25 protein-coding genes are annotated in these 25,540 nt (G+C 36.9%); 19 read left to right on the top strand and 6 right to left on the bottom strand.

From position 1 onward, the window contains the following. Position 1: 1 nt before the first annotated feature. From topA to E4O07_RS07350, 14 genes are all read left to right on the top strand, one after another. A complete protein-coding gene (gene topA / locus E4O07_RS07415) occupies positions 2–2,167 on the top strand; it encodes a type I DNA topoisomerase (protein WP_253684828.1) in 2,166 nt (721 codons plus the stop codon). Continuing rightward, positions 2,160–3,077: a tyrosine recombinase XerC gene (xerC, locus tag E4O07_RS07410; protein ID WP_253684827.1), complete on the top strand. Its 918-nt coding sequence runs from the start codon at positions 2,160–2,162 to the stop codon at positions 3,075–3,077. The genes topA and xerC overlap by 8 nt, the downstream gene beginning before the upstream one ends. Before the next feature lie 71 nt (positions 3,078–3,148). Then, positions 3,149–3,685 carry an ATP-dependent protease subunit HslV gene (hslV, locus tag E4O07_RS07405; RefSeq protein WP_253679685.1) on the top strand — a complete coding sequence of 179 codons (537 nt, stop codon included), beginning with the start codon at positions 3,149–3,151 and terminating at the stop codon, positions 3,683–3,685. Next, positions 3,685–5,148 (top strand): ATP-dependent protease ATPase subunit HslU, encoded by a 1,464-nt coding sequence (gene hslU / locus E4O07_RS07400; protein WP_253684826.1) that lies wholly within the window; start codon positions 3,685–3,687, stop codon positions 5,146–5,148. The genes hslV and hslU overlap by 1 nt, the downstream gene beginning before the upstream one ends. Positions 5,149–5,199: 51 nt before the next feature. Beyond that, entirely contained in the window at positions 5,200–5,619 is a 420-nt protein-coding gene (gene flgB, locus E4O07_RS07395; protein ID WP_253684825.1) for a flagellar basal body rod protein FlgB, read from the top strand. A 23-nt stretch (positions 5,620–5,642) separates the two neighbouring features. Continuing rightward, entirely contained in the window at positions 5,643–6,098 is a 456-nt protein-coding gene (gene flgC / locus E4O07_RS07390) for a flagellar basal body rod protein FlgC (protein ID WP_253684824.1), read from the top strand. Positions 6,099–6,118: 20 nt separating this feature from the next. Next, the gene (gene fliE / locus E4O07_RS07385; protein ID WP_253684823.1) at positions 6,119–6,484 is read left to right on the top strand and encodes a flagellar hook-basal body complex protein FliE; all 366 of its coding nucleotides are present in this window, start codon (positions 6,119–6,121) and stop codon (positions 6,482–6,484) included. Between the two features lie 65 nt (positions 6,485–6,549). Next, on the top strand, positions 6,550–8,253 hold the full coding sequence (fliF, locus tag E4O07_RS07380) for a flagellar basal-body MS-ring/collar protein FliF (protein WP_253684822.1): 1,704 nt from the start codon (positions 6,550–6,552) through the stop codon (positions 8,251–8,253). A gap of 1 nt (position 8,254) precedes the next feature. Next, complete coding sequence (gene fliG / locus E4O07_RS07375) at positions 8,255–9,304, top strand: flagellar motor switch protein FliG (RefSeq protein ID WP_253684821.1); 1,050 nt, start codon at positions 8,255–8,257, stop codon at positions 9,302–9,304. 20 nt (positions 9,305–9,324) lie between these two features. Beyond that, positions 9,325–10,251, top strand: coding sequence for a flagellar assembly protein FliH (fliH, locus tag E4O07_RS07370; RefSeq protein ID WP_253684820.1), 927 nt, complete (start codon positions 9,325–9,327; stop codon positions 10,249–10,251). A 9-nt stretch (positions 10,252–10,260) separates the two neighbouring features. Further along, a complete protein-coding gene (gene fliI, locus E4O07_RS07365; protein WP_253684819.1) occupies positions 10,261–11,685 on the top strand; it encodes a flagellar protein export ATPase FliI in 1,425 nt (474 codons plus the stop codon). Then, the gene (gene fliJ, locus E4O07_RS07360; RefSeq protein ID WP_253684818.1) at positions 11,685–12,128 is read left to right on the top strand and encodes a flagellar export protein FliJ; all 444 of its coding nucleotides are present in this window, start codon (positions 11,685–11,687) and stop codon (positions 12,126–12,128) included. Before fliI ends, fliJ begins: the two co-directional genes overlap by 1 nt. Next, positions 12,122–14,554, top strand: a complete 2,433-nt coding sequence (locus E4O07_RS07355) for a tetratricopeptide repeat protein (protein WP_253684817.1) — start codon at positions 12,122–12,124, stop codon at positions 14,552–14,554. Before fliJ ends, E4O07_RS07355 begins: the two co-directional genes overlap by 7 nt. Positions 14,555–14,567: 13 nt before the next feature. Continuing rightward, complete coding sequence (locus tag E4O07_RS07350; protein ID WP_371921915.1) at positions 14,568–15,770, top strand: glycoside hydrolase family 3 N-terminal domain-containing protein; 1,203 nt, start codon at positions 14,568–14,570, stop codon at positions 15,768–15,770. Here the strand turns inward: E4O07_RS07350 and E4O07_RS07345 are convergent. Genes E4O07_RS07345 through E4O07_RS07325 form a run of 5 tightly spaced genes read right to left on the bottom strand, consistent with a single transcriptional unit; the run spans position 15,763 to position 20,207 of the window. Further along, positions 15,763–16,431: a metal-dependent transcriptional regulator gene (locus E4O07_RS07345; protein ID WP_253684815.1), complete on the bottom strand. Its 669-nt coding sequence runs from the start codon at positions 16,429–16,431 to the stop codon at positions 15,763–15,765. The genes E4O07_RS07350 and E4O07_RS07345 overlap by 8 nt on opposite strands. A 25-nt stretch (positions 16,432–16,456) precedes the next feature. After that, entirely contained in the window at positions 16,457–17,557 is a 1,101-nt protein-coding gene (locus E4O07_RS07340) for a metal ABC transporter permease (RefSeq protein WP_253684814.1), read from the bottom strand. 4 nt (positions 17,558–17,561) lie between these two features. Then, positions 17,562–18,467 carry a transition metal ABC transporter permease subunit TroC gene (gene troC / locus E4O07_RS07335; protein ID WP_253684813.1) on the bottom strand — a complete coding sequence of 302 codons (906 nt, stop codon included), beginning with the start codon at positions 18,465–18,467 and terminating at the stop codon, positions 17,562–17,564. Further along, the gene (locus tag E4O07_RS07330; protein ID WP_253684812.1) at positions 18,464–19,234 is read right to left on the bottom strand and encodes a metal ABC transporter ATP-binding protein; all 771 of its coding nucleotides are present in this window, start codon (positions 19,232–19,234) and stop codon (positions 18,464–18,466) included. The genes troC and E4O07_RS07330 overlap by 4 nt, the downstream gene beginning before the upstream one ends. A 28-nt stretch (positions 19,235–19,262) precedes the next feature. Next, positions 19,263–20,207: a metal ABC transporter solute-binding protein, Zn/Mn family gene (locus tag E4O07_RS07325; protein WP_253684811.1), complete on the bottom strand. Its 945-nt coding sequence runs from the start codon at positions 20,205–20,207 to the stop codon at positions 19,263–19,265. Between the two features lie 143 nt (positions 20,208–20,350). On the opposite strand from E4O07_RS07325, the gene E4O07_RS07320 reads away from it, so the two are divergent. Genes E4O07_RS07320 through E4O07_RS07300 form a run of 5 tightly spaced genes read left to right on the top strand, consistent with a single transcriptional unit; the run spans position 20,351 to position 23,762 of the window. After that, on the top strand, positions 20,351–21,619 hold the full coding sequence (locus tag E4O07_RS07320) for a YncE family protein (RefSeq protein WP_253684810.1): 1,269 nt from the start codon (positions 20,351–20,353) through the stop codon (positions 21,617–21,619). A 41-nt stretch (positions 21,620–21,660) separates the two neighbouring features. Then, positions 21,661–22,233: a GNAT family N-acetyltransferase gene (locus E4O07_RS07315; protein ID WP_253684809.1), complete on the top strand. Its 573-nt coding sequence runs from the start codon at positions 21,661–21,663 to the stop codon at positions 22,231–22,233. After that, positions 22,226–22,753 (top strand): pentapeptide repeat-containing protein, encoded by a 528-nt coding sequence (locus E4O07_RS07310; RefSeq protein ID WP_253684808.1) that lies wholly within the window; start codon positions 22,226–22,228, stop codon positions 22,751–22,753. The genes E4O07_RS07315 and E4O07_RS07310 overlap by 8 nt, the downstream gene beginning before the upstream one ends. Further along, entirely contained in the window at positions 22,750–23,337 is a 588-nt protein-coding gene (locus E4O07_RS07305; protein ID WP_253684807.1) for an MBL fold metallo-hydrolase, read from the top strand. The genes E4O07_RS07310 and E4O07_RS07305 overlap by 4 nt, the downstream gene beginning before the upstream one ends. A 2-nt stretch (positions 23,338–23,339) precedes the next feature. Beyond that, positions 23,340–23,762: a hypothetical protein gene (locus E4O07_RS07300; RefSeq protein ID WP_253684806.1), complete on the top strand. Its 423-nt coding sequence runs from the start codon at positions 23,340–23,342 to the stop codon at positions 23,760–23,762. A gap of 15 nt (positions 23,763–23,777) precedes the next feature. Here E4O07_RS07300 and E4O07_RS07295 read toward each other — a convergent pair whose 3' ends face one another. Further along, the gene (locus E4O07_RS07295) at positions 23,778–25,520 is read right to left on the bottom strand and encodes a capsule assembly Wzi family protein (protein ID WP_253684805.1); all 1,743 of its coding nucleotides are present in this window, start codon (positions 25,518–25,520) and stop codon (positions 23,778–23,780) included. Between the last annotated feature and the right edge of the window lie 20 nt (positions 25,521–25,540).

Below are 25,540 nucleotides of genomic sequence, written 5' to 3'. Positions count from 1 at the left end.
TATGGAAAAAACATTGGATGAAACAAAGAAAACTAAACGTACTGCAAAAAAAACAAAACAGCATTGCTTGGTTATAGTAGAGTCTCCTGCAAAGGCTAAGACTATCGAAAAATATTTAGGTAACGATTATATAGTCAGAGCCTCAATGGGGCATCTGATAGATTTGCCTAAGTCCAGATTGGCAATAGATATAGAAAATAATTTTACGCCTGAGTATATCACGGTTAGGGGACGGGCTAAAATTTTAAAAGAACTAAAAAAAGAAGCAAAAAAATCTTCAGGTGTCTTTCTTGCAAGTGATAATGACCGTGAAGGAGAAGCGATAGCCTTTCATTTACATGAGGCCTTGCTTGAAGAATGTTCTTCACCTATAAAAAGAATTGTTTTTAATGAAATTACTCCCAATGCAATTCAAGAAGCCGTAAAAAATCCTATGGATATCGATATGGGAAAGGTAAATGCTCAAAAATCGAGAAGGGTTTTAGATAGGCTTGTAGGATATAACTTATCTCCTCTTCTTTGGCAAAAAGTAAAAAACGGCCTATCGGCAGGCCGCGTTCAATCTGTTGCTCTCCGCTTAATCTGCGAGAGGGAAGAAGAAGTTGAAAATTTTATACCTGATGAGTATTGGACTCTTGACGGAGATTTTAAATACAATAAAACTTCTTTTGAAGCTCAGCTTGTAAAGTACAACGAAAATAAACCCGAATTAAAAAATCAAAAAGAAGTTGATGCAATTATAAAAGAGTTGGGTTCATTACCGGCACTTGTCGACGATATTAAAATTACGGAAAAAAGCATCAAGCCGCGTCCTCCATTTACAACTTCTACATTACAGCAGGTTGCGGCAAACCGAATAGGTTTTACTTCCAAAAAAACAATGCAGGTAGCCCAGCAGCTTTATGAAGGCGTCGCAGTCGGTTCTACCCGTGTAGGTTTGATTACCTATATGCGTACTGACTCTGTTAGAATATCGGATATCGCTATCGATGCCGTGCGTAAGTGGATAAGCGAAAATCATCCTAAAGAATTACCTGATGAGCCGAATGTATATGCAGCAGGGAAAAAAGCTCAAGATGCACACGAAGCGATACGCCCTACCTATGTTGAGTACACTCCTTCTTATTTAAAAGAATTTTTAACTCGAGATCAGTTAAGACTTTATTCTTTGATTTGGGAACGCTTTGTTTCAAGCCAAATGAAAAATGCAAAAACAAAAACATCGAGTTACGAAATAAAAGTGGGGAACGCAATTTTCCGTGCAGCTTCTACAAAGATAACCGAAAAAGGTTTTTACACCGTTACAAAGACCTTGATTTCAAAAGATGAAAAAGGAACATCTCTCCCCGCAATGAAGGCCGGGGATGCGATCAGCATTGAAACATTAAGACCTGAACAGCATTTTACTCAAGGCCCTGCCCGTTATACTGATGCAAGTATAGTAAAGATGCTTGAAGAAAAAGGAATCGGCCGCCCTTCAACCTATGCTCCTATTATTTCGGTTTTGCTTGACCGCTATTATGTAACTAGAGCAAATAAGCAGCTTGTTCCGACTCAATTGGGAAGAATTATAAACAGTCTTTTGGTAGAAAATTTTTCCGAAATAATCGACGTTAATTTTACTGCCGGAATGGAAAACCGCTTGGACGAAGTTGCAGAAAATAAAATAGAATGGCCTAAGCTGATGGAAAGTTTTTACGGCTCTTTTAAAGAAAAAGTAGATACTGCATTGGAAAATGTAGAAAGCATTAAGGGCTCCTTGGATGAGGTTACCGACATTGTCTGTGAAAAATGCGGAAACAAGATGGTAAAAAAGCTAGGCCGCTTCGGAGTATTTTTGGCTTGCAGTGCTTTTCCCGAATGTAAAAATACAAAATCGATTCCATTGGCAAAGTGTCCGCGTGAAGGCTGCGGCGGTGACATAATCGCCCGTAAATCAAAAAAGAGGGGGAAGGAATTTTACGGATGTACTCATTTCCCTGAATGCGATTTTATTTCACACTTTAAACCCATAAATGCATCCTGCCCTAAATGCGGATGGTTTATGGTAGAAAAATATGATAAGAAAAACGGGAACTATAAGGCCTGTATTAATCCTGATTGCGATTATTTACACAGCGTAGTTGAAGGTGTAGAAGATGTGGAGGTAGATAGGACTAATGAATGAAGTATTTGAAAACTACCTCACTTACAGCGGGGGAGTCAGGCAATTTACAAAAGCAACAATAGATTCTTATAAAAACGATTTGATTATTTTTGAAGAATGGTTAAAGGAACTTGAGCTGGATGTTTTTGAATTAAAAGCTTCAGATGTTAGAATTTTTATCGCAGAACTTGCAGATAAAAAAATTGCTCCGGCTTCAATCAACAGGATGATGTCTACGCTCAGAGGTTTTTACAAATATGCTTTAAGGTTTAATCTGACAACAACAAATCCCATATCGTCTGTTAGGAATTTAAAACTTGCTCAAAAACTTCCCGTGTTCATGTTTCCTAAACAGGCTAAAGAATTTTGTAAACTGCCTTCAAATTCGGATATTCTTTGGGAGGCAAGGGATGCTGCCTTATTCGCTTCTCTTTATTCTACAGGCTGCCGTGTTTCTGAATTAGCCGGACTTGATATAAAAGATTTGGATAAAACTCTTTCTTATGCCATCGTTTTTGGAAAAGGAAAAAAAGAAAGAAAGGTGTTTTTTGCAGAATTTGCAAGGGATTATTTAAAGGCATATTTAGAAGAAAGAGCTGAACTTCTTGAAAAACAGAAGCTGCAAGCTCAAAAAGGTAACAAGGGAAAAATAAGGGATGCTCTTTTTATAAATCAAAAAGCTCAGCCCTTAACAAGTAAAGGAATTCGGTATATAATAAACAGATATGTTGAACTATCTCCCGAATTAAAACATCTTTCACCCCATGCTTTTAGGCATAGCTTTGCATCTACTCTAATTACAAGAGGTGCGGATATAAGGGTTGTACAGGAATTGCTTGGACACGAAAGTGTTTCCACTACGCAAAGATATACGCATATTACGGCTGAGCAGCTTCAAAATTTATATAAGACTGCTCATCCTCATTCATAGGAGGTTTGATAAACAGTTCGGCAGAAATTCAGCCTTACTGTTTATCTACTAAGTTTTATAGGAGTTTTAAAATGGATAAAAAGATACGAAGTACGACAGTGCTTGCTGTACGTAGAGACGGAAAAATTGTTATGGCCGGAGACGGGCAGGTAACTATGGGCGAAACCGTTATGAAGGGGAATGCCCGAAAGGTAAGAAAAATTTATGACGGAAAAATTATAACGGGCTTTGCCGGAGCAACGGCTGATGCCTTTACTCTTTTAGAAAAATTCGAAATACGGGTAAAAGAATTTTCAGGCGATCTGACTCGTGCTGCCGTAGAGCTTGCAAAGGATTGGCGTACCGATAAGATGCTTAAAAATTTACAGGCCCTCCTGCTTGTCGCCGATGCAAAGACTACTCTTTTAATTTCGGGTAACGGAGATGTCATAGAGCCTGAAGAAGATGTACTTGCAATAGGCTCCGGAGGAAACTATGCCTATGCTTCGGCTTTGGCTTTGATGCAAAACACAAATCTTTCCGCCCGTGAAATTGCAGAAAAGAGTTTACAGATTGCAGGAAAAATCTGCATCTACACAAACGGAAAAATAGTTATGGAGGAAATATAATGAACGAAGAATTAAAAGAGCTGACGCCTAAGCAAACTGTTGCGGAATTGGATAAATACATCATAGGACAAAACAAGGCAAAGAGGGCCGTTGCTATTGCTCTCCGTAACAGAATGCGCCGTCTAAAATTGCCGGAAGAAATAAGGGATGAAATAGCTCCTAAAAATATTTTGATGATAGGGCCTACAGGTGTGGGTAAAACCGAAATTGCAAGGCGGCTTGCAAAATTGTCGGGAGCTCCCTTTTTGAAAGTTGAAGCTACAAAATATACCGAGGTAGGCTATGTCGGCCGCGATGTCGAATCCATGATCAGGGATCTAATGGCTGTGGGCTACACAATGGTGAAAAGCGAAATGCAGGAAAAACTAAAAGAACAGGCAGAAAAAAACACGGAAGAATCCTTATTGGATTTGCTTTTACCCGGTTCAAATAAAAAGAAATCTGCTGCACCGGCCGCTGCCGTTCCTGCACAAGAGAGTTCTCATGCCTCCGCCGGGACACCGATAGCCATTCCGAGTATGAGCTCTGCAGCTCCTGCCGAAGATGATAAGGCTCAGCATGAAAACGATATGAGCGGTACTCGCGAAAAATTCCGAGTAATGCTCCGTGAGGGTAAGCTCGAAGATAAGATGGTTGAGGTTACGGTTTCTCCATCGGTCGGAATGCCTACATTCGAATTTTTTGCAGGCGGATCAAATATGGAAGATATCGAATCTGCAATGTCGAATATTTCGAATATGATTATGGGAGGCGCAAAATCAAAACGCAAAAATGTAAGCATAAAAGAAGCCCGCGAGATTATAATGACCGAACAGCTTGACCGCATGGTCGATCACGATAAGGTTACGGATGAGGCAAAGCAAAGAGTCGAGCAGATGGGAATTATCTTTATCGACGAAATAGATAAGGTCGCTTCCCGCTCCGATCGCGGAGGAGGGCCGGATGTTTCAAGAGAAGGTGTTCAGCGCGACATTCTTCCAATCGTTGAAGGCTCTAAGGTTTCTACAAAATACGGAGTAGTAGATACCCGTCACATTCTTTTTATAGCGGCCGGTGCTTTCAGCGTATCGAAGCCGAGCGATTTAATTCCGGAGTTTCAGGGGCGCTTTCCCTTGCGTGTAGAGCTTGAAGCCCTTCATGCAGAAGATTTTAAACGGATTCTCCTTGAACCTAAAAATGCTTTGACAAAGCAATATGCGGAACTTTTGGAAACCGAAGGCGTAAAAATAGAATTTTTGGATGAAGCCATTGATAGAATGAGTTTTTTGGCTGCCGATGTAAACAGCAAAAACGAAAACATCGGAGCAAGGCGGCTGCATACGATTATGGAGATGCTTTTGGAAGATATTTCGTTTAATGCAAGCGAGATGAGCGGTGAAACCGTAAGAATCGATGTGTCTTATGTGGATGAAAGATTAAAGGATATAGTACAGGATCAGGATTTATCCCGATATATTCTATAATATGGTTAAGGGGTATTTAAAATTTGCCGAAAATATGCTTAGGAGTGAACTATGGGTTTTAATAGTTTTTTAAGAACAACGGATATACTTCACAGAGCCTTGGATGTAAGCTCTTTGCGCTATACCGTTACATCGAACAACCTTGCAAATGCGGATGTTCCTAATTTTAAACGGACTGAGGTAAATTTTGAATCAGAGTTAAAGAGAGCCTTCGATTCCGAAAAAAATGCAAAAGGTGCTTTTCAGCTTGCAACAACTCATCCCTTGCACATAAAATCAAATGAGCCTATAGATTATCGAACGGTTGAGCCTGTACGTGTTTTGGATTATTTGAGTTCCGAAAAGGCAAACGGAAATAATGTAAATCCGGAAGATGAGGCCATGAAGGTATTGAAGGTTCAAATGCAGTATCAGCTTTTAAGTATGATGGCAGGATTTCAGTACAATCAGGTACAATCGGTTTTAAAGTAAAATAAGGAAGCGGAGGAAAAAGTATGGGATTGTTCACAAGTATAAATATTGCAGCTACCGGAATGGGAGTAGAGCGTCTTAGAACAGATGTAATATCAAATAATATTGCAAACGCTTCCAGCTTGGAAACTCAAGAAGGCGGCCCCTTTAAAAGAAGCCGTGTAATAGTCGGTCAAAAGAAAAGCGGTATCGACTGGCAGACTCCTTTTACTCCTCAAAATGTAGAAAGAGGTGTAGGCGAGGGAGTTAAGGTTCTTTCGATAGAAAAAGATACTTCCGATACCCGCTGGGTTTATGATCCAAGCCATCCTAAGGCCTTAAAGTACGGCCCCAAGGAAGGATATGTAGAGTATCCCAATGTAAACATAGTTACCGAAATGGTTGATTTGATTTCGGCTTCAAGAGCTTATGAAGCAAACCTTGCTGTTGTAAACGGTGCAAAGGATATGTTCCAACGAGCCTTGGATATTGCACGATAAAATGAGGATGGGAGGAAAAAATGGTAAACGCTGTAAATGTTGCAAATGTAAATTCGGTACCCGGCCTTTTAGATGTTCCGAAAATTAATGCCGTTGTTACCGATAATTTTAGAGCCAAGATGGTTTCGAATACGGACATGATTGAGCTTGCCGTAAATAAAGAAGCTTCAAGTTTTGAGCAGACAATTTTAAAAGCCTTTGACAGCATGAATGCAAAGCAAACAAACATGGATAAATTGGGAGAGCAGATGATTGTCGATCCCGAATCGGTCGATGTTCATGATATAACGATGGGAATGGCCGAAGCGAGTTTGTCGCTTAAATTAGCACAAACTATAATCGACCGTTTGGTAAAAAGTTGGAATGATATTACCACAACGAGATAAAAGATAGCCTCGCAAGACTTTAACCTTAAAGTATTGCAAAGCTCGTTCAGTACATGGGGGGAAACATGAACGAAAAATTTAACAATCTAAAAACAAAGTTTGGGACGCTTTGGGGAAAATGGACAAAGCTCCAAAAAGGCATCATCATCGGGGTAGTTGTTATTGCTCTGGTGCTGGTTGTCGTTCTCAGTAGATGGTCTTCAAAGCCGACCTCGGTGCCGGTAATAGACATGGCGATAACCGATGTTGATCTGCGGGATCGAATTATCTTGCGCATTAATGAAGAAAACGTAAAAACTACAATCTCTTCCGATGGTATAATCTCTGTTGCAGATGAAACAACTGCGCGAAGAATGAGGGCCATATTGATGCGTGAAGACTTGATACCTACCAATACAAGTCCTTGGGCTTTCTTCGATGTGGAAAGATATTCCCGCACCGATTTTGACCGTGAGATTGATTTACGCCGTGCCATTACCGAAGAAGTTAGAAGACACTTAAAAGCTTTAGACGATATTGATGATGCAAATGTTGTTGTCCGCATACCGGAAAAAGCCTTGTTTGAATCGGAGCAGCTTCCTGCAACGGCAACGGTCGTAATTTCTCCTGCACCGGGAAGCGATATTTCCAATAACCGCAAAAAAGTAGAGGGTATTCAAAAGATGTTGAGGCTTGCGGTTCCCGGATTAAAAGATGAAGATATAACTATAAGAGATACTTCAGGTATTACTTTAAACGATTTTGAAGGTATGAAAGATGCCGATCGATTAACTTTAATTGAAAAGCAGCAAAAGTTTATATCTAAACTTGAAAGACAATACGGTGAAAATATATTGATACCTTTACAAAAAATATACGGTGAAGACAGAGTTAGGGATATAAACGTTAAAATTGACATGGATATGTCTGAACGTTCTGCCGACACAACCGAAATACGTCCTATAGTTATTAAACCGGATAATCCTGAAACTTCTTATGACGACTCGGAAGTTGTAAAATCGGTTACGGTAAGCTCCGAAAATGCAACTACGATTTGGGAAGGAAGCGGAATCAATCCTCAAGGACCTACGGGAACGGAAGGACAAACGCCGCCTTCTTATCAGGATACAAGAAATTTGGTCGGCCGCTCAACTCAGACGATTACAAAAGAAAATCATCTTGTAAGCTCAAGTCAGATAAAAGAGAACTTTCTTCCTAAGATGGGAAGAAGAACCGTATCCGTAAACATAGACGGTCTTTGGGTAAAGCAAAAGGATGTTAACGGAAAATATATTATTAAGAACGGGATGATTGAAAGAGAATATAAACCTCTTTCTCCTGAAGAAATAAAACAGGCCGAAAAAATAATTAAAGATGCCATAGGATTTGATGCAAGCCGCAAAGATTCTGTGAGCGTTTTAAATGTTATGGTAGACAGGTCTTCACAGTTTGAACTTGAAGATAAAGAATATTTTAAGTCACTGCAAAGACAAACTATATTCTTACTTTCTCTCGCCGGTATAGCACTAATATTATTGCTCTTTATCTTGTATAGAATTATAAGTCGTGAGCTTGAAAGAAGAAAAAGGCTCCGCGAAGAAGAGCTTTTGCGTCAAGCACAGCTGGAGCGTGAAAGAATGTTGTATGATCAGCAGATGGCTGATGCCGATGTTTCAATGACTGTTGAAGAGCGAAGAAGGCAGGAGCTTCAAGAAAATGCCATCAATATGGCTAGGGAACATCCTGAAGATGTTGCTCTCTTAATTAGAACTTGGCTCATGGAGGAATAATATGGCTGTAACACCTGCAAAAGAAAGAGGCAGTGCAAAAAAAGGTAAGGACATTAATTCTCTTACCGGAAGACAAAAGGCTGCTATATTTTTAGTATCTCTGGGAGGTGAAATCTCCGCTAAAATAATGGAAAGGCTTCGTGAAGATGAAGTCGAAAAAATAGTTTTTGAAATTGCAAGAACCGAAACAGTAGAGGCGGAATTAAAGGATGCCGTTCTCCAAGAGTTTCAGGATCTAATGACCGCCCAAAACTTTATAACAACGGGCGGTATAGATTATGCAAGGGATGTTTTGGAAAAAACATTCGGAAGTCAAAAAGCTATCGAAATAATTAATAGGCTCACGAGTTCTCTTCAAGTTCGTCCCTTCGATTTTATAAGGCGTACTGACCCTGCTCACTTGCTTAACTTTATTCAGCAAGAGCATCCTCAGACGATAGCTTTGATTCTTGCCTACCTTGAGCCGCAAAAGGCATCGGTGATTTTGCAAAATCTTCCCGATGAAATTCAAAGTGATGTTGCAAGACGTGTCGCAACCATGGATACTACTTCCCCCGATGTTCTCCGTGAAGTTGAACGCGTTTTGGAAAAGAAACTTTCTACGGTTTCAAGTGAAGATTATACGGCAGCCGGAGGCGTCGACAGTATCGTTGAGATTCTTAACCTTGTTGACCGCTCTTCGGAAAAATCGATTATCGAATCTCTCGAAGATGAAGATCCCGATTTGGCTGAAGAAATCAAGAAGAAGATGTTCGTATTCGAAGACATTGTTATGCTTGACGATAGATCCATCAGTAAGGTTCTGCGCGAAGTTAATAACGATGAAATGGCTAAGGCTCTTAAACAGGTTGATGCCGAGGTTCAAGATAAGATATTCAGAAACATGTCCAAGCGCGCCGGTGCCATGCTCCGCGATGAAATGGAATACATGGGCCCGATACGTGTTAAAGATGTTGAAGAAGCTCAGCAAAAGATTGTTTCGATTATCAGGCACTTGGAGGATAAGGGTGAAATTGTTATCGCCAGATCCGAAGAGGATGAATTGGTATAAAATAAAACGGAGAATTGCTTATGGCTAAGACTATTTTTAGAGGCTTTGAGGTAAATAAAAACAACAACGATGTAGTATTTTTACAGCTGAATAAAACTTTTCAAGAAGAGCCTGAAGAAATTATTGAAGAAGAGGTAGAAGTTTACCAAGGGCCTACCATTGAAGACTTAAAAAAAGAAGCTGAAGATTTTAGACTCGAATGGGAAAAGCAAAAAGAAAGAATGCTTTCCGATGCTAAAGCTGAAGCCGATAAGATTATTCAAGGTGCACAAAATGCTGCCTTTGATGAAGTAAAAAGGCAGACTGATGAGGCTCAAGTTATAGCGCAAAATGCAAAAAAAGAAGCCGAGGATATTATAGCCGAAGCCGAGCAAAAAGCCCGAGATATAATAGCCGATTCCGAGAAAAACAAAGATTCCGTAAATCGTGATGCATATAAAGAGGGTTTTAACCGCGGCCGTGAAGAAGGTTTTAAAGAAGGAAATCTTGAAGTGCAGCGCCTGACCGATCGTCTTCATACGATAATAAATAAGACAATGGATAGGCGCCAAGAAATTCTTTCGGAAACCGAACAGCAAATAGTGGATCTTGTTCTTTTGATGACAAGAAAGGTTGTTAAGGTTATTTCCGAAAACCAAAGGAATGTTGTGGTTTCCAATGTTGTCCATGCCTTGCGTAAAGTTAAAGGAAGAGGCGATGTAGTCATCCGAGTAAATCTTGCTGATGTTAAAATGACTACAGAGCATACTCAAAACTTTATATCCGCTGCAGAAAATATTAAAAATATTACGGTGGTTGAAGATTCCACAGTTGATCAAGGCGGCTGTATCATCGAAACCGATTTCGGTGCAGTGGATGCACGCATTGCAAGTCAGCTTAACGAACTTGAACAAAAGATTTTGGAAATATCGCCTATTAAAACAAAGATAAAAACCGGAAATATTTAGGGTACCGATATGGTAGATCTTTTTGATAAATATACCAACGCTATCTCAGAAACCGATCCGATAAAATTTACAGGACACGTTGTCCGCGTTCACGATAAATTAATTGAAAGTGAAGGCCCTGTGGCTTCCGTAGGGGAGCTTTGCCAGATTATTACCGATGATAATCCTGATGGATTAAAGGCTGAGGTTGTGGGCTTAAACGGAACTATTGTTCAGTTGATGAGTTATACCGATGTTCAAGGTGTAAAAATAGGCGATCTTGTTATTGCAAGCGGCGAAATCCTATCAGTACCTGTAGGCGATGTTTTATTGGGCCGTGTCGTTGATGCCTTATGTAAGTCGGCTGACGGCAAACCTGAACCCTATTCCGCTAAAAGATATCCTGTTGTAGCCCCTCCTCCGGATGCTATGACCCGTAAGCCCATAAGACAAAGAATCGTTACAGGCATCCGTGCTATCGACAGCCTTTTGGCTGTGGGGCGCGGTCAGCGTTTGGGTATTTTTGCCGGAACCGGAATAGGAAAATCTACCCTGCTGGGAATGATAGCGCGAAACACAAATGCCGATGTAAATGTCATTGCTCTTATAGGAGAGCGGGGCAGGGAAGTTTTAGACTTTATTGAACATGATCTGGGTCCTGAAGGTTTAAAACATTCGGTAATTGTAAGTGCAACCTCGGATCAAAGTGCTCTTGCAAGAATAAGAGGCGCATATACCGCTACGGCAATTGCAGAATATTTCCGCGATCAAGGAAAAGATGTTATGCTTCTTTTTGATTCGGTAACACGGTTTGCTATGGCTCAAAGAGAAATAGGGCTTGCCATAGGTGAACCTCCTGCAACCCGCGGCTATACCCCAAGTGTTTTTAGTTCTCTGCCTAAACTGCTTGAAAGAAGCGGTACTTCCGAAAAAGGTTCCATCACGGGATTTTATACCGTCTTAGTAGAAGGCGACGATATGAATGAGCCCATTTCGGATGCCGTCCGAGGTATTTTAGACGGTCATATTGTATTGGATAGAAACCTTGCCGAAAGAGGACAATACCCTGCCGTCAATGTTTTAAAAAGCATTTCCAGATTATCAAACAGAGTATCGGGACAAAATACAAAAATTGCGTCAAAACGTATGCGGACCTTACTGAAAGACTATACCGAATCCGAAGATATGATAAATCTCGGTGCTTATCAAAAAGGAAGCAGCACCGCAATCGATGACGCTATCGACCACTATCCTCGTATTTATGAGTTTTTAACTCAAGAGGTGGATGATCCTGCAAAACTGAAAGATACCTTACAAAAACTTTCGGATATTACGGGTATAGATATTCCTCCCGAAGAATTTGATGAAGCCGGGTTGGGTGTCGGAGCAATAAAAAAATATGCTCAAAGTTCTGAAGCCTCTGCATTGTATAAACCGGATCGAGAGGTTAAGTAATGAAAAGGTTTGAGTTTCGGCTTGAAAAACTTTTAAACTTACGCGAATTTTATGAACATCAGGCAGAGATTGACTTGGCTCATGCTATTGCTCATAAGGACTACATAGATATTGAGCTAAAACAGATTGCTAAGTTAAAAGTAAAAACCGGAGCCGAATTTAATCCTGAGTCCGATAAAATAGATATAACGGATCTTCATAATGCCCAAAATTATACCATCCTTTTGGATAAAAAAAAGGATGAGTTGCTGGAAAAATTAGTTGTTGCAGAGCAAATTATTGAAGAAAAAAGAAAGATTTATATTGAAGCGGCATCAAAACGCAAAGTAATTTCAAAACTAAAAGAAAAAAAACGTGAGATATGGGAAAAAGAAAATATAAAAATGGAAGAAAAATATATCGATGATATTATTACTTATAAATCAAGGGCTGGGACATGTTAAGTGTTTTTTTAGAAATAATATATGAAAGACAACTGCGTAAAATTAATTTAAAAATCCTTACCGATTTTATTAACCTGATAAAAGAAGAAGCTTTATCAAACGGAGCGGAATTTATGCAGACTCAAGGCAGTTTTTACTTTTTATTTAAAAAAAAATCAATTGCTTATGCCTTTTCTACTGCACGTTTTTTATATAATATAAATAAAATATTAGTTTCATATAAAAATAAAATATCGGAAGTGAGATGTATTACAGATTATTACGAGGAAGATGTTTCAAATGAGACTTTATTAGAATCCTTATTGCAATATAAAAAGCAATTAATACCTGAAACGGGGATGTTTGCTTCAAAAGCTGCATCCGATAAGCTTTCAAAATATATTGATTTTGATGAAACGGACTCTTCTCTTTTATTATGTAATGTATTTAATTTTTTTGAAAATATTAATTTAATCTATAATAAAAATATTGAAAAAAATGCTTCAATAATACTGCATAGGAATGATAATTATTTTTGGGCCTTATATAATTTTATTTTGGCTAATCCTTTAGATAATGATTGTTTAAAGGCTATGAGTAATGAAGATAGAGCTTCTTTTTTAGCCACAAAAAATGTTTATATCTATCTAAAAAAACACAGGTTTTCTAAAAATATGCCTCAGTATTTTGTTGATGCCTTTTTAACAAATGCTGCAATATACTTGAAAAATTATATAAAAAAACAAAATGGCGGAAAATATGTAAAAGTTTTAATCGATAATATAAACGATAAAAAAAATTTGGAAGAAGCAGAAAAAATATATGCAGTTAATAAATATATAGAAATAGAAGCTTTGGATTCTTCCCTGCCTTCAATATATAATATTCCTGATGATTTATTACAGTTGATATATATTATTCTTTCTTCAGGTAAATACTTTTTTTACGATGAAATTACCGATTTTTTGCTTTCATTGAATAAGAGCAAGAATTTTTTTGATGATATTTATGCTTGGATGTATTCAATAGGAATTATTTTGGTTGAAAATAATATCTATGCCGTTCCCTATGGCTTACCCGAAATTATTGAAAGACGTATTAATCCCGGCAAAAATACGGCTGATTCGAATATAGCGGAATATTTATGGGCTAAATATAAAAAAGGAATTCTAAATGCAAATTCTGAGGCTGAAAAAATATTTGATTCTTTAAATTTTAAATGTAAGCACGATTTTTTACTTGCTTCAATATTTCACAATTATTCGGATTCTTCTATTGAAGGTTTAGATTTAAAAAAATATAAAAATGAGACTTTTTATGATGCATTAAAATATTATCAAAATTCGATTATTGCAAATATAGATGACAGTACGGCAAAGTCTTATGCATATCTAAAAACTGCAATCGGTTTTTTTCAAGAAAATAAATTGGAGTCGGGAGAGTATAGAGCTTTTTCATTACTTGCTTTTTTTAATTTAACGGAAAATAAAATATCCGATGCTATTACTTATTTTTCTTATGCTCTTGACAATGCCGAACACTCTCATGATACATCTTTTATCTGTGATGCATTGTTTAATATTAGTATTGTTTATTTTTTACAAAATAATTTAAAACAATCTATAACTTTTTTAGACCGTTTAGCCGCTGCTGTTGATGAATATTTTGAACAAGATTGGAAAATTCCATATCTTTTTATGAAAGGACGTGTATATTTGCAAATAGGAGAATTTAGTAAGGCTGCAGAAAATTTTAAGACAGCGTCTGATTTTGCAAATTTATATTTTGATAAATTAGAGCCCTTATGTAAATCTTGGTATGCCCGTTCTTTAATTTATATGGGGCAAATAAAAAACGGACAAGAGCTTTTACTAAAATATATAGATTATACCGATGACGCTTTATTGTTTTTACTCGAATCATTTTTATTTTATCCTGTTTTAAAAAATGATTTTGAAAAATTGGATTTGGATATATCTTCGATTTATAGTGAGTACAATAATTCCGGACTTATGGAATTTAAAAATTTAACATCAGGTTTTAGTATTACTGAAGATTTGATTTGGTCCAATATATATAACAAATCTATCGGTAAGAAGATGTTTGATGCCTTTTATAATTACTATAATTGTAAAATTAACTTTTCAAAAATGTATGATATTGAAGAATGTAAAGTTTTTTTATCGGATTTGGAAACATCGGCTGTTGAATCCTTATATCAGAATGATCCTTATTCATCTTTATATATGTATCTATGCTATGATTTATCCGTTAAGTTATACGGAGAAAGTTCTTCACAAACCATTGCTTATCTAAGCAAGGCTTTTAAATCGATGCAAAAAAACGTATTGGCTATAGGTGAAAACGATATACGCGATAAGTATATGCAAAATAATTTATGGAACTCCAGACTTTTTAAGATTGCAAAAAGTCAAAAACTTATTTAATCTTGGAATATTTATGAAACGTTATTTTTTTGCTTTCTTTTGTTGTTTTTTTGTTTATTCTTTTCTTTTTGGCGATGATTCAGATATTCGATCTTATATTTCAAAAATGACTAGTGAAGAAAAAGCTTCTCAGGTTTTAATGATGAGTATTGAGGGGGAAAAAAAATTTCCTCCTTATTTAAGTTCCTATTTTGACTCTTATACGCCGGGAGCTTTTATTTTATTCGGATATAATTTTTCGGATACGCCTCAAGCTTGTGCTTATTATATAAAATCGGTAAAGCAGTCTGTACAAAATTTGTCCAAATCAAAAACGTTTATACCACCTTTTTTTGCATCCGATTTTGAAGGCGGACGTGTTTATCGAATACGAAAAATTGGATCACCTCTCCCTTCACCTAAAAAAATAGCGAAAACATTAACGGAAGAAGAAGCCCTAGCCCTATACACGCATACGGCAGAGCAAATCAATTTATTGGGTATACATTTAAATTTAGCTCCTATTGTTGAAAAAGAAAGATCACAAGGTTCCGGTTTTTTGGATGACCGCATTTTTTCTAATGATGAAGATGTTTTAGTAAGATATGCTAAAGCTTTTATTTCCGGGATGAAAAAGGGCGGGATGCTTTCTACAGTTAAGCATTTTCCCGGAAATGCGGAAACAGATCCGCATCTTTCAAAAAGTATTATTGATGTTGATCAAGATATTTTTTATAGGGATTTTATTAATCCTTTTCGCCGAATTATTTATGGCAGTGATGAAGTTGTTTTAATTTCTCATGCTGAAGTTTCATTTATAGAGAAAAAGCCTTTTTGTTTTTCAAAAATCGGAATAGAAAAATTTTTACGTAATGAATTAAATTTTAAGGGCTTAATTATTACCGATGATATGGCTATGAAGGCCCTTAAAACGGATGGGCGATCTACAGAGGATAATGTGCTTTTAGCTTTAGCAGCAGGCTGTGATATGGTAATGTGTTCCGAACCTAAGTTTAAAGAACTCGTAGAGGTAATTTCAAAAAAAATGAAAGCAGAATCCGATTTTTTAAAAAGAATAGATGATGCGGTATTTAATATTTTAAAAACAAAAATAAAAATGGGTATTATTGACGAAACATGTAGGCCTATCGAAAAATATAAATTTAATAAAGAAAAATTTTATAAAGCAAAAAAAGATGCGGAGAATATTTTAAAAAACTCAAAGCAGTCTAAATAATAATTTTTTCGACGAAGATGTTTTTTAAAATCATTGTGGAGCATGAGACTTTATTTTCATCTATTATTATTTCGGCCAAACCGCTTTCTTCATTTTTATTTTGAAGTATGATCTTAGAATTTAATTTTAGATTTATTTTTTTATAATATTCAAATTGAGCTTCCGAACCTGTAAGCCTCGCTATTGAGTATTCTATTCCGCAAGCTGCTTTATTTAAATTTAAGTCTATAGATGTATATTCTTTTTGATTTTTTTTAGGTATCACCGCCCCATGCGGATCTCTTTTAGGCTTTCCCAAGTATTTGTCTATTTTATCTATTAAGATATCAGAGGCTGCATGTTCTAAATTTTCCGCTTCGTTATGAACATCCTTCCAATCCATTTTGAGAGTTTGAAATAAAAAGGTTTCGATTAGCCTGTGACGTCTTAAAATATTAAGGCCGTATTTTTTGCCTTTTTCGGTAAGGCTGCATCCTATCCGATTTTGATATTCTATGTATCCTTCTTTTTCAAGCTTTTTTGCCATCGAGGTTACCGTACCGGGTGTAACATGTAATAGTTTTGCGAGCTCACCGGTAGTAATTATATCTTTATCGCTTTCCGATAAAAATTTGACAATAGATTTTAAATAATTTTCGGTTGCAATTTGCGAGATTTGCACTCTTCCTCCTAAAAATTTATTCAACTTAAATATTTGTTATCGATTTTTCCGCTTCGTCCCTTCCTAATGGAGACAAAAGAAGTAAACCGTTTTCTTTTTTTATATATCCCAGCCGTTTTGCCGCTAGTACTACTGTATGGGCTTTTTTTTCTGTCCAGTTAATATGCTCGCATAAATGTTTTTCCCGGCATTCGCTGTCCATATTTTCTTCACCTTGATGATGCAAAAGATGCACAATGAGCATCTTGACGGCAAAATCTATTTTTAGATTTTTTTGTTCGGCCCTTCGTTTTACCAATCCGTCCTTTGGAGAGAATAGGTAAGCAAGTAAAAAAAACAGCCCTGTCATCGCTGCCATTGAACCCGATATGCTTCCGTCGATTTTTACTGCAAGGTAGAAGCCGCTTATTGAAGCCGCCGAAGCAATAAAAATTGAAATTGCTATCATATAAAAAAGACTGTTTGTCAATAAGAGGGCTGCTGCAGCCGGAGCTATCATCAAGGCTGTAACTAAAACGGCTCCGACAGAATCAAAGGCTCCGACGCAGGTAAGGCTCACTGCAAACATTAATCCGTAATGCATAATTGCAGGCGAAAAGCCTATTGATTTTGCCAAGTTAGGATCAAAGGTTGTCAGCTTTAATTCTTTAAAAAACATTATGATAAAAAGTAAATCGAATAAAAGAATTCCGCTCATTTGAACCAAGCTTTTGGGAAGAGAAAAATTAAAAAAATTTATTCGGTCAAAGGGTGCAAAGGCTAATTCTCCCAATAAGACGGAATCGGTATCCAAATGAACATTTCCTGCATAGAGTGAAACCAAGATAACTCCAAGGCTGAATAAAAACGGAAAAACAAGACCTATGGCTGCATCGCTTTTTATAAGCTTTGTTTTTTGTAAGGCTTCTGTAAATATAACCGAGGCCATTCCGGCTATAACGGCACCTGTCAAGGGTATGCTTGAAGATAAGGTTTTGCTTATAAAAAAACCTAGTACGATTCCTATTATGATTGAGTGGCTTATTGCATCGCTCATCAAAGACATTCTTCTTAAAACTAAAAATACTCCGCAGAGGGCACATGAAGCGGAGACAATAATTGCAATTAATATTATTTCCATATTCATATATTTAATTCCCTATGTTTTTAAGTATTTTGGTTTTTATATAAAGTTTTTTTATTTTTGCCTGAATAATTCCTCTATGAGGACTAAATAGGATTGAAATAAGTGTAAAGGCCGTTAAAAAGCAAACTATTACAGGTCCTGTAGGCATTTTTAAAACTTGAGAAGAAATTACTGCTCCGCCCATTCCGGATGCGGCTCCAAAAAAGGCAGATAGGAGGCACATTATGCTTAATCTATCAGTCCATTGCCTTGCTGCAGCGGCAGGTGCAAGTAAAAGAGCACTCATCAAAATTACTCCGACAGATTGTATTCCTATAACTATTGTAATCACGATTAAAACCGTCAAAATTAATTCCGTTATTTTAGGTGAAAAACCTATTGATTGAGAAAATCCCGGATCAAATGTAGATAGTTTTAATTCTTTCCATAAAAGAGCAATAATTATAAGGATAAATGCTTCGACTATAAAAATTATAATCACATCTTGTTGTGTGATAGTTGCCGCCTGTCCGAAGATAAATTTGTCAAGACCGCTTTTCCCGGCTCCCGGCAGTTTTTGGACGTAGGTTAAAAGCAAAAAGCCTAAGCCTAAAAAAACACCCAATACAATCCCTTGAGCCGCATCCGTGTCAACCTTTGAGTTATTTACAATGTTGTTTATAAAGAATGTTCCTATTAGTCCCGTAATACCTGCGCCTAGTAAAAGAGGCAGTGTCATTTTAGAGCCTGTAAGTAAAAATGCTATTACTACTCCGGGGAGAGCTGCGTGTGCAATTGCATCTCCGAGTAAGCTTTGTTTACGTAAGACGGCAAAGCTGCCTACCACGCCCGATCCGATTCCTAAAAGCATCGTTCCTAAAAAAACATTTCTCAAAGTGTAGTCGGCAAAAAATTTTATTATCCCGTTCATTTTTTTTCAGAATTGTAGGCGATTCTGCCTCCATAGGTTTTGCGCAAGTTTTCTTCGGTAAAAACTTCTTCAACACTTCCCTCGGCTATTAATCTTACATTCAATAAGAGAACCCTATCAAAGTAATCCTTTACTGTCTGAAGATCGTGATGAACAACCAAAAGAGTCTTTCCGTTTGCTTTTAGTTCTTTTAAAAGTTTTACAATAGCCTGTTCGGTCGCTGCATCGACTCCTTGAAAGGGTTCATCCATAAAATAAAGATCCGCATTTTGAACAAGAGCCCTTGCCAAAAAAACTCTTTGCTGTTGGCCGCCTGAAAGCTCGCTTATCTGGCGTTTTGCGAACTCTGCCATGCCTACCTTTTCCAAGGCTGATAGGGCTTCTTTTTTTTCTTTTTGCCCGGGTCGTTTTATCCATCCTAAATTCCCGTATGAACCCATTAAAACAACATCAAAGACGGTTGTAGGGAAATCCCAATCGACCGAACTTCTTTGCGGTACATAGGCTATTCTTTTCCTTTGAGATTTATATGATTTTCCGAATATTTTTATTTCGCCTGATGCTATAGGAAGAATACCCATCATTGCTTTAAGCAGGGTCGATTTCCCGGCACCGTTTGGGCCGACTACGGCTTCCATTGCTCCTTGCGGGACACATACGTCTATGTCCCAGAGTACAGGCTTTTCGCGGTAAGCCAAGGTTAGGTCTTCAACGCAAAAAGCCGGAATTAAATTTTCTTGTGAATGTTCGGCACAGCAATTGTTCATAAAATCATCCTTAATTAGAATAAACCTTTTATTTTTTTAAGGCATCTATTATCGTGTTTATATTGTGGGTCAGCATTCCTATATATGTTCCTTCAAAGCTGCCCTCATCTCCCATTGCATCCGAAAAAAGTTCTCCGCCTATCGAAACATCATAGCCTCTGGACTTTACAGCCTGCTGCAAGGCTTTTACGTTTTTTTCGGGCACCGAGCTTTCAACGAAGATGGCCGGAAGTTTTCTTTTTGTAATAAAGTCTGCAAGCTCCTGCACGTCTTTTGCTCCTGCCTCGCTTACTGTGCTGATGCCTTGTAAGCCTCTGACTTCAAAACCGTAGGCCTTGCTGAAATAGTTGAAGGCATCATGGGCGGTAACAATAACTCTCTTTTCCTGCGGAATCTCCGAAGCTCTTTTTTTGATAAATTCGTCAAGTTCATCAAGTTTTAAAATATAGGCTTCATAGTTCTTCTTGAAAGCCTCTTTTTTTTGCGGAGTAAATTCTGCCAATGTTTTATATACGGATTCCGTTGCATATTTCCATAGCTTGACATCAAACCAAACATGGGGATCGAATTCGGATTCCTCGAAGGGTAATAGATGCTCCTTGGGGATACTTTCGGCAACTGCTACAGTTTTGCGGGTAGAAGATATTTTTTGCAAAACCTCTCCCATCTTTGCTTCAAGATGAAGCCCGTTATAAAAAATGATATCGGCTTTTTGAAGCTTCTCCATATCTCCTGCACTTGCCCTGTAAAGGTGGGGATCGACCCCTGCTCCCATTAAGGCTTGTACATTTACCTCATCTCCGCCGATAACCTTTGCTATATCGGCAACCATACCTATTGTGGCTGTAACTTTTATCTTACCTGAATCCTTAGTTTCGCTTGTTTTCTCTGTTTTAGAACATGAGAAAAATACCAAACTTAATAATATAGTAAGCACTGCTAAACTTGATCTTATTAATTTTCTTTTTGTCATTTAAAATCCTCTGTTTTGATGTATCAAAATTATAATTATAATATATCAAAAACTAAAAAAAAGGTCAAGTGAATCCATTGACAAGGCTTCATAAAAAAAGCAAAATAAGATTTATGAAACTTTCTATTTATTCTTTATCTTTTATGAAAAAAAATTTGTTGATATTTTGCTTTTTTGTTTACGCTATTTCAGCTTTTGCCGATTTTGTTTTAGATCTTAATCTTCAGCCTTATAAAAATGCGGAATTTTTTGCCGATGGACATAAGGTTGAACCTAAGCTTATATCATCCGATAAAACCTTAGGATTTTTGAAGTTTAATTTAAAAGATACGCCGGCTTCCCTTGTTATAAAAAAAGAAGGCTTCCGTACCCATACTTTTGATTTGACTTTAATTCAAAATAAAAAAGCCTTTGTAGTTCTCTCTCCGGAAGATTCAAAATACGATGTAGTTAAGGTTTTTCCTACAGGAAAAAAGCCTAAGAGCGTAACCTTTGTAAACAATAATACCGTTGCAGCAGCCCTTCTTGACGGATCGGGCATCGATATTATAAATATTGAAACCGGAAATACAAAACGAATTTCGCCCCCAAAAGAATACGCAGAAAAATTCGGTTTTGTGGAATCCTTGGTTTTAAAACATAAAAACGAATTATGGGTTAGTCAAATGCCGACGGCTTCAATTCATGTTTTTGATCTTACATCTTTTGAATATAAAAGGACTATAAAGACTTCAGGCACTTGGAGTAAGGTAATGGCCTATAATGCCGCTATTGATCGGGTCTATTTGAGTAACTGGACTTCGCAGGATATAAGCATCATCGATCCTTCTACTTATAAAGAAGAAAAAAAGATAAAAACTAAGGCAGTACCGAGAGGCATGGCTTTTTCTCAAGACGGGAAATTTATCTACTGTGCCCAATTTGAAGACTCGGCCGGCAATTCCCAATGCAAACTTATAAAAAAATCTTTGGCCGATTATAAAACCGTTTACGAGGGCGGGGTAAAGGGAGCAAAGCGGCATATCGTTACAGATTATGAACGTAAGCTCATCTATGTTTCGGATATGAAAAACGATATTGTTGAAGTTTATTCTACCGATAAGGATGAACTTGTTGCAACTATCAAGGTATTTTTTAATCCCAACACAATTCAGCTTTCACCCGATAAAAAAATCCTCTATGTTTCATGCAGAGGGCCGAATAATCCCGATAAGGGCTATTTGTACAAGGGGTATGTCTTCGGCCGTCTCGATATAATCGACACAAAGACCCTCACCCGTATCGAAAGCATTGAAGCAGGAAATCAGCCTACAGGTTTGGATGTTTCCCCCGACGGTAAAAAAATAGTCCTATCCGATTTTTTGGATAATCGAATAAAGGTTTATGAATTAAGGTCTTCACTACTTGAATAAGAAGTTTTTTTTAGTTTAGAATAGGATAACAAGGAGCCCTTATGGAATACAGAAATGCTAATATTGATGACATTAAAATGGTTGCTGAACTTCAAAAAAGATATCATGTGTCTACCGTGAGTGAAGAAGATAAAAAAGACGGTTTTGTAACTACCGAATTTACCTATGATCAGTTTAAGGCTATTATCGAAAAAGAAAACGGATTGACCATAGCCTGCGACAATGGAAAGGTTGTGGCCTATGCTATGGCCGCTTCTTGGGATTTTTGGTCGGCCTGGCCTATGTTCCAATTTATGATTAAGGATCTTCCTAATGTAAGCTATCTTGGCAAGCAGCTGACAACGGAAAACTCTTTTCAATACGGGCCTGTTTGTATTGACAAGGCTTATCGCGGAAAGAATGTAGTGCGCAATTTATTTGAAACCTCTCGCCGAGAGATGAGTAAACGCTTTCCGATTTTAATTACGTTTATAAACGAAGCAAATCCCCGTTCCTTTGCAGCCCATACAAAAAAGGTCGGCTTTGAAGTTATAAAAAAATTCGATTATAATAATAATCATTATTATGAACTGGGTTACGATATGTCCAAGCCTGTAGAAGGAGCTGATGTTTAGTTTTGATAGAAAAACGGAATACCAAGATTTTCTCGCTCTTTTAAAAAAATCGGATTCTTTAAACGGTTTAAATTTATCCGGTTTGGAATTTGAAGATTTAGATCTTTCAAAAAAATCCTTTACAGGATGCTTATTTTCAAACAGCAAATTTAAAAACTGTAATTTCACTAATCTGCATCTTAGAATGTGTTTTTTTGATTTTTGTGAAATAAACTCTTGTAATTTTCAAGGTTCCGATATTCAGTTTTCCTCCTTTGGCGGAGCAAAGATTATCCGTACGGATTTTAAAAATTCCGAGCTTTTACAAAATAATTTTAACGGAATCAATGCTGAAGAAGTTTCTTTTAATGATTCTGATCTTTACAGCTCGCGTTTTATGTTTTCGTTTTTAAAGAATGTTTATTTTCAAAACTGCAACTTAAAAAAGACCTTATTTTTACATGCGGAAGAAGACGGGGTTTCTTATAAGTCATCCAATACCCGTGAGGCTGTTTTTACTGAAGGAGATGAATTTGTATGAAAGTTTATCTTCATTTTTCGCCCCAACTTTTTGCAAATACCTATCTTATCGGAAATGAAATCACAAAGGATGCCGTTATCATCGATCCTGCAAAGATAACGGAAAAGATGATTCATCAAATCGAACAAAACGGCTTTAATTTAAAAGCCGTTTTATTGACGCACAATCTTGAAAGCCCTTATGAAACAGGGCTTAATACCATTTTAAAAATTTACAGCCCAAAGGTTTACGCCGGAAGCTGTTTTTCTGAAAATGTAACAATAAATACATTGAGAGGTGACGGGATTATAGATGTAGCCGGTTATCCTGTAAGATATTTTGCAATTCCGGCACACTCATCATATTCTTACATGTTTCAAATTGAGAATATTGTATTTACCGGAACATCCTTATCTGCAGGAATGATCGGCGAAACTTCTAATACATATGCAGAGCGGACTCTGCGCAATATTTTAAAAACAAAACTCATGAGTTTGGAAGATAATCTTATTATTATGCCTTTTTACGGACCTCCAAGTTCTGTAGGGACGGAGCGTAAATTCAATCCTTCGTTTTTTCAAGATTTTGAAAATAAATCTTTTTAAGTATGACTGAAACTTGGATTTTTTTACCCGATAATTTGATGACGGTCCTCTATGAGGAGCAAAAGTTGATTCAAAGCCTTTTGGATTTTCCATTCCGTAAGACAATTCCTTTTTTTAAAACAAAAGAAAAATTTGATAGCCTTACAATCTATCCTCCTATTCTACATAATTCTTTAATTGTGAGGCCTTGTAATTCTATCGATTCTTTTGAACTTAACGGCGGTTTTGTTTTAGGGAATGCAAGAGACAAAGCTGAAAGTATTATTTTAAAACTTGAAAGCTTAAAACCAAAAACAAAACTATCTGTTTTTTCCGAGATAAGCTGCCGCAGCTGGTATTATGCAGATGTCGAATTTCATGAAGAAAAAAGCGGCCTATGCACTTGGAGCATTAAAAATAAGCTCTGGCAAAAAGCCGCTAAATAATTACGTGCTTATTGTTTAATAAGAGATTTTTACGCCAATGTTAAAGTAGTGATTAAACTCTTTCCCTTTGGCTTTTTCTCTCCAAGCTTCTAGTTGGTTATTAGCCTCATTGATGGTTTTGTTTATTATTTGTTCCTCATCTAAACCTGAAAAATCAACTTTTGTATTATAAATATGACTATTCACTCCGGGATTTATATTTGCTTCAAAGGTATAGCCTAGCTTAACCTGTATTAAACCTCCCGATTTTAAGATTGGGAGGTTAACTACACCCTCTAATCCAAGCTGATTGACATATTGAATTGTCTGCTGGGTTAGGAAGGGGGTAGAATAAAGAAAAGCATGTTTCTTAGCTTTTGTTTCTGCCCCTTCTCCCGTGGTTACAGCTGAATGATTGAATACTGAGCCGTCAGTTGAGTATGTACCATATTGAAGATATTCTTTTAATATAATTGGGTCATATACGCTTTCAGTAACATTGCCATGACGTATAAAAGTGTTTGCTATATTTATTGAAAAACCATCCAGAGGTTTGAATTGAGCTTTTACTAGTATACGATCAGAATTTGGTTGTAAGTTACTTCCGATAGGGCTGCCATTATGTGTATAATTTTGATTATTTGGCTTCGTAAAATCACCATTGTCAAAATGGGTATAGCAATAGGGGGTAACAAAGGTATAACTTGCATCGACAAGCGTGAACCAATGCGTTTTAGGCATTGTATAAGAAATTCCGAATTGACCGGAAATCCTCCATTTTGCATCTTTTTTAAATTTGACTATTTCATTGAACCCTATATCATCAGAATATAATGCTCCATCAATTCTTAGGCCCTGAATAGGTTTAATTGTAAACATGCCTCCGATTAAGCTATTATCAGGAAATCCGTATAAACCTTGACTTATAAAATATGCAGAAAAAGGTATAAGATATATCGGTTCAAGCCTTCCTCCATATATGACTGAATCAACAATACCAATTGATAACCAAGGCAGAGGTCTAAAATTTAATGAATGAAGTGCTAGAAATTTATTGGGGTATGTATAGCCGTCTCTCAAATCATTTTTTGCAGTAAGAGTAAGAAGACTTTGGGTGTATGTCCATCTTTCTTGATTAGCTACAAAATTAAATTGTCCTTGATGCAGAGCTTGTGATCCTATAAAAATATTGGAATTATCGAAAGGGCCGAAGTCTGTTCTTGCAACAGCTGCACTGAAGTAGTAGTTATGGGTTCCTACAGCAGCACCTGTGTTAAAAACAGGCAACAGAAAGAATTTTCCTATAAATACACCATCTTCTGATATATCATGTTTTGAGTATTGAAAAGCAGGCTGAGGTGATTCAGATGGTATTTTATTTGTTAAAAAGACATTAACATTTCCTGAGATTGTTACATATTTGAAAATCTCTGCATTAATATCCATAAACGGAGACAATACAAATTCTTGATCTTTTTTCGGAATCCGTATATTCAACTCTGTTCTGCCGCCAAAATGGATTTTTCTGTTAAAAAAACGATTATAGTGATCTTGTGCCGTTTTCTTTTGTTGTGTATCACCTTTTTCAATGACAATGTTTAAAATTCGTTTTATTTCTTGTAACGGATACGGTCTTAGCTGAGGAGTGTCATTAAGTAATCCTATATTTTCCCATATCCTTATGTCTTCATATAAGGGATCAAAGATGTCCACTGCAGCTTGAGAAAAAGCACAAAGCCCCATAACGATAAAAACAGCGATAAAAATTTTATTTTTCATAATTTATTCCCTTAATTCTT

Origin of the sequence: Treponema sp. OMZ 798, assembly GCF_024181385.1 — a bacterium.
Classification (GTDB): domain Bacteria; phylum Spirochaetota; class Spirochaetia; order Treponematales; family Treponemataceae; genus Treponema_B.
The sequence above is the reverse complement of the archived record's forward strand: the minus strand, read 5'-3'. Positions and strand labels throughout refer to the sequence as shown.

What these genes read in the sequence shown, in the direction of transcription:
- topA (WP_253684828.1), top strand. Translation starts at nt 2, where the DNA reads ATGGAAAAAACATTGGATGAAACAAAGAAAACTAAACGTACTGCAAAA.
- xerC (WP_253684827.1), top strand. Translation starts at nt 2,160, where the DNA reads ATGAATGAAGTATTTGAAAACTACCTCACTTACAGCGGGGGAGTCAGG.
- hslV (WP_253679685.1), top strand. Translation starts at nt 3,149, where the DNA reads ATGGATAAAAAGATACGAAGTACGACAGTGCTTGCTGTACGTAGAGAC.
- hslU (WP_253684826.1), top strand. Translation starts at nt 3,685, where the DNA reads ATGAACGAAGAATTAAAAGAGCTGACGCCTAAGCAAACTGTTGCGGAA.
- flgB (WP_253684825.1), top strand. Translation starts at nt 5,200, where the DNA reads ATGGGTTTTAATAGTTTTTTAAGAACAACGGATATACTTCACAGAGCC.
- flgC (WP_253684824.1), top strand. Translation starts at nt 5,643, where the DNA reads ATGGGATTGTTCACAAGTATAAATATTGCAGCTACCGGAATGGGAGTA.
- fliE (WP_253684823.1), top strand. Translation starts at nt 6,119, where the DNA reads ATGGTAAACGCTGTAAATGTTGCAAATGTAAATTCGGTACCCGGCCTT.
- fliF (WP_253684822.1), top strand. Translation starts at nt 6,550, where the DNA reads ATGAACGAAAAATTTAACAATCTAAAAACAAAGTTTGGGACGCTTTGG.
- fliG (WP_253684821.1), top strand. Translation starts at nt 8,255, where the DNA reads ATGGCTGTAACACCTGCAAAAGAAAGAGGCAGTGCAAAAAAAGGTAAG.
- fliH (WP_253684820.1), top strand. Translation starts at nt 9,325, where the DNA reads ATGGCTAAGACTATTTTTAGAGGCTTTGAGGTAAATAAAAACAACAAC.
- fliI (WP_253684819.1), top strand. Translation starts at nt 10,261, where the DNA reads ATGGTAGATCTTTTTGATAAATATACCAACGCTATCTCAGAAACCGAT.
- fliJ (WP_253684818.1), top strand. Translation starts at nt 11,685, where the DNA reads ATGAAAAGGTTTGAGTTTCGGCTTGAAAAACTTTTAAACTTACGCGAA.
- E4O07_RS07355 (WP_253684817.1), top strand. Translation starts at nt 12,122, where the DNA reads ATGTTAAGTGTTTTTTTAGAAATAATATATGAAAGACAACTGCGTAAA.
- E4O07_RS07350 (WP_371921915.1), top strand. Translation starts at nt 14,568, where the DNA reads ATGAAACGTTATTTTTTTGCTTTCTTTTGTTGTTTTTTTGTTTATTCT.
- E4O07_RS07340 (WP_253684814.1), bottom strand. Translation starts at nt 17,557, where the DNA reads ATGAATATGGAAATAATATTAATTGCAATTATTGTCTCCGCTTCATGT.
- troC (WP_253684813.1), bottom strand. Translation starts at nt 18,467, where the DNA reads ATGAACGGGATAATAAAATTTTTTGCCGACTACACTTTGAGAAATGTT.
- E4O07_RS07330 (WP_253684812.1), bottom strand. Translation starts at nt 19,234, where the DNA reads ATGAACAATTGCTGTGCCGAACATTCACAAGAAAATTTAATTCCGGCT.
- E4O07_RS07325 (WP_253684811.1), bottom strand. Translation starts at nt 20,207, where the DNA reads ATGACAAAAAGAAAATTAATAAGATCAAGTTTAGCAGTGCTTACTATA.
- E4O07_RS07320 (WP_253684810.1), top strand. Translation starts at nt 20,351, where the DNA reads ATGAAAAAAAATTTGTTGATATTTTGCTTTTTTGTTTACGCTATTTCA.
- E4O07_RS07315 (WP_253684809.1), top strand. Translation starts at nt 21,661, where the DNA reads ATGGAATACAGAAATGCTAATATTGATGACATTAAAATGGTTGCTGAA.
- E4O07_RS07310 (WP_253684808.1), top strand. Translation starts at nt 22,226, where the DNA reads ATGTTTAGTTTTGATAGAAAAACGGAATACCAAGATTTTCTCGCTCTT.
- E4O07_RS07305 (WP_253684807.1), top strand. Translation starts at nt 22,750, where the DNA reads ATGAAAGTTTATCTTCATTTTTCGCCCCAACTTTTTGCAAATACCTAT.
- E4O07_RS07300 (WP_253684806.1), top strand. Translation starts at nt 23,340, where the DNA reads ATGACTGAAACTTGGATTTTTTTACCCGATAATTTGATGACGGTCCTC.
- E4O07_RS07295 (WP_253684805.1), bottom strand. Translation starts at nt 25,520, where the DNA reads ATGAAAAATAAAATTTTTATCGCTGTTTTTATCGTTATGGGGCTTTGT.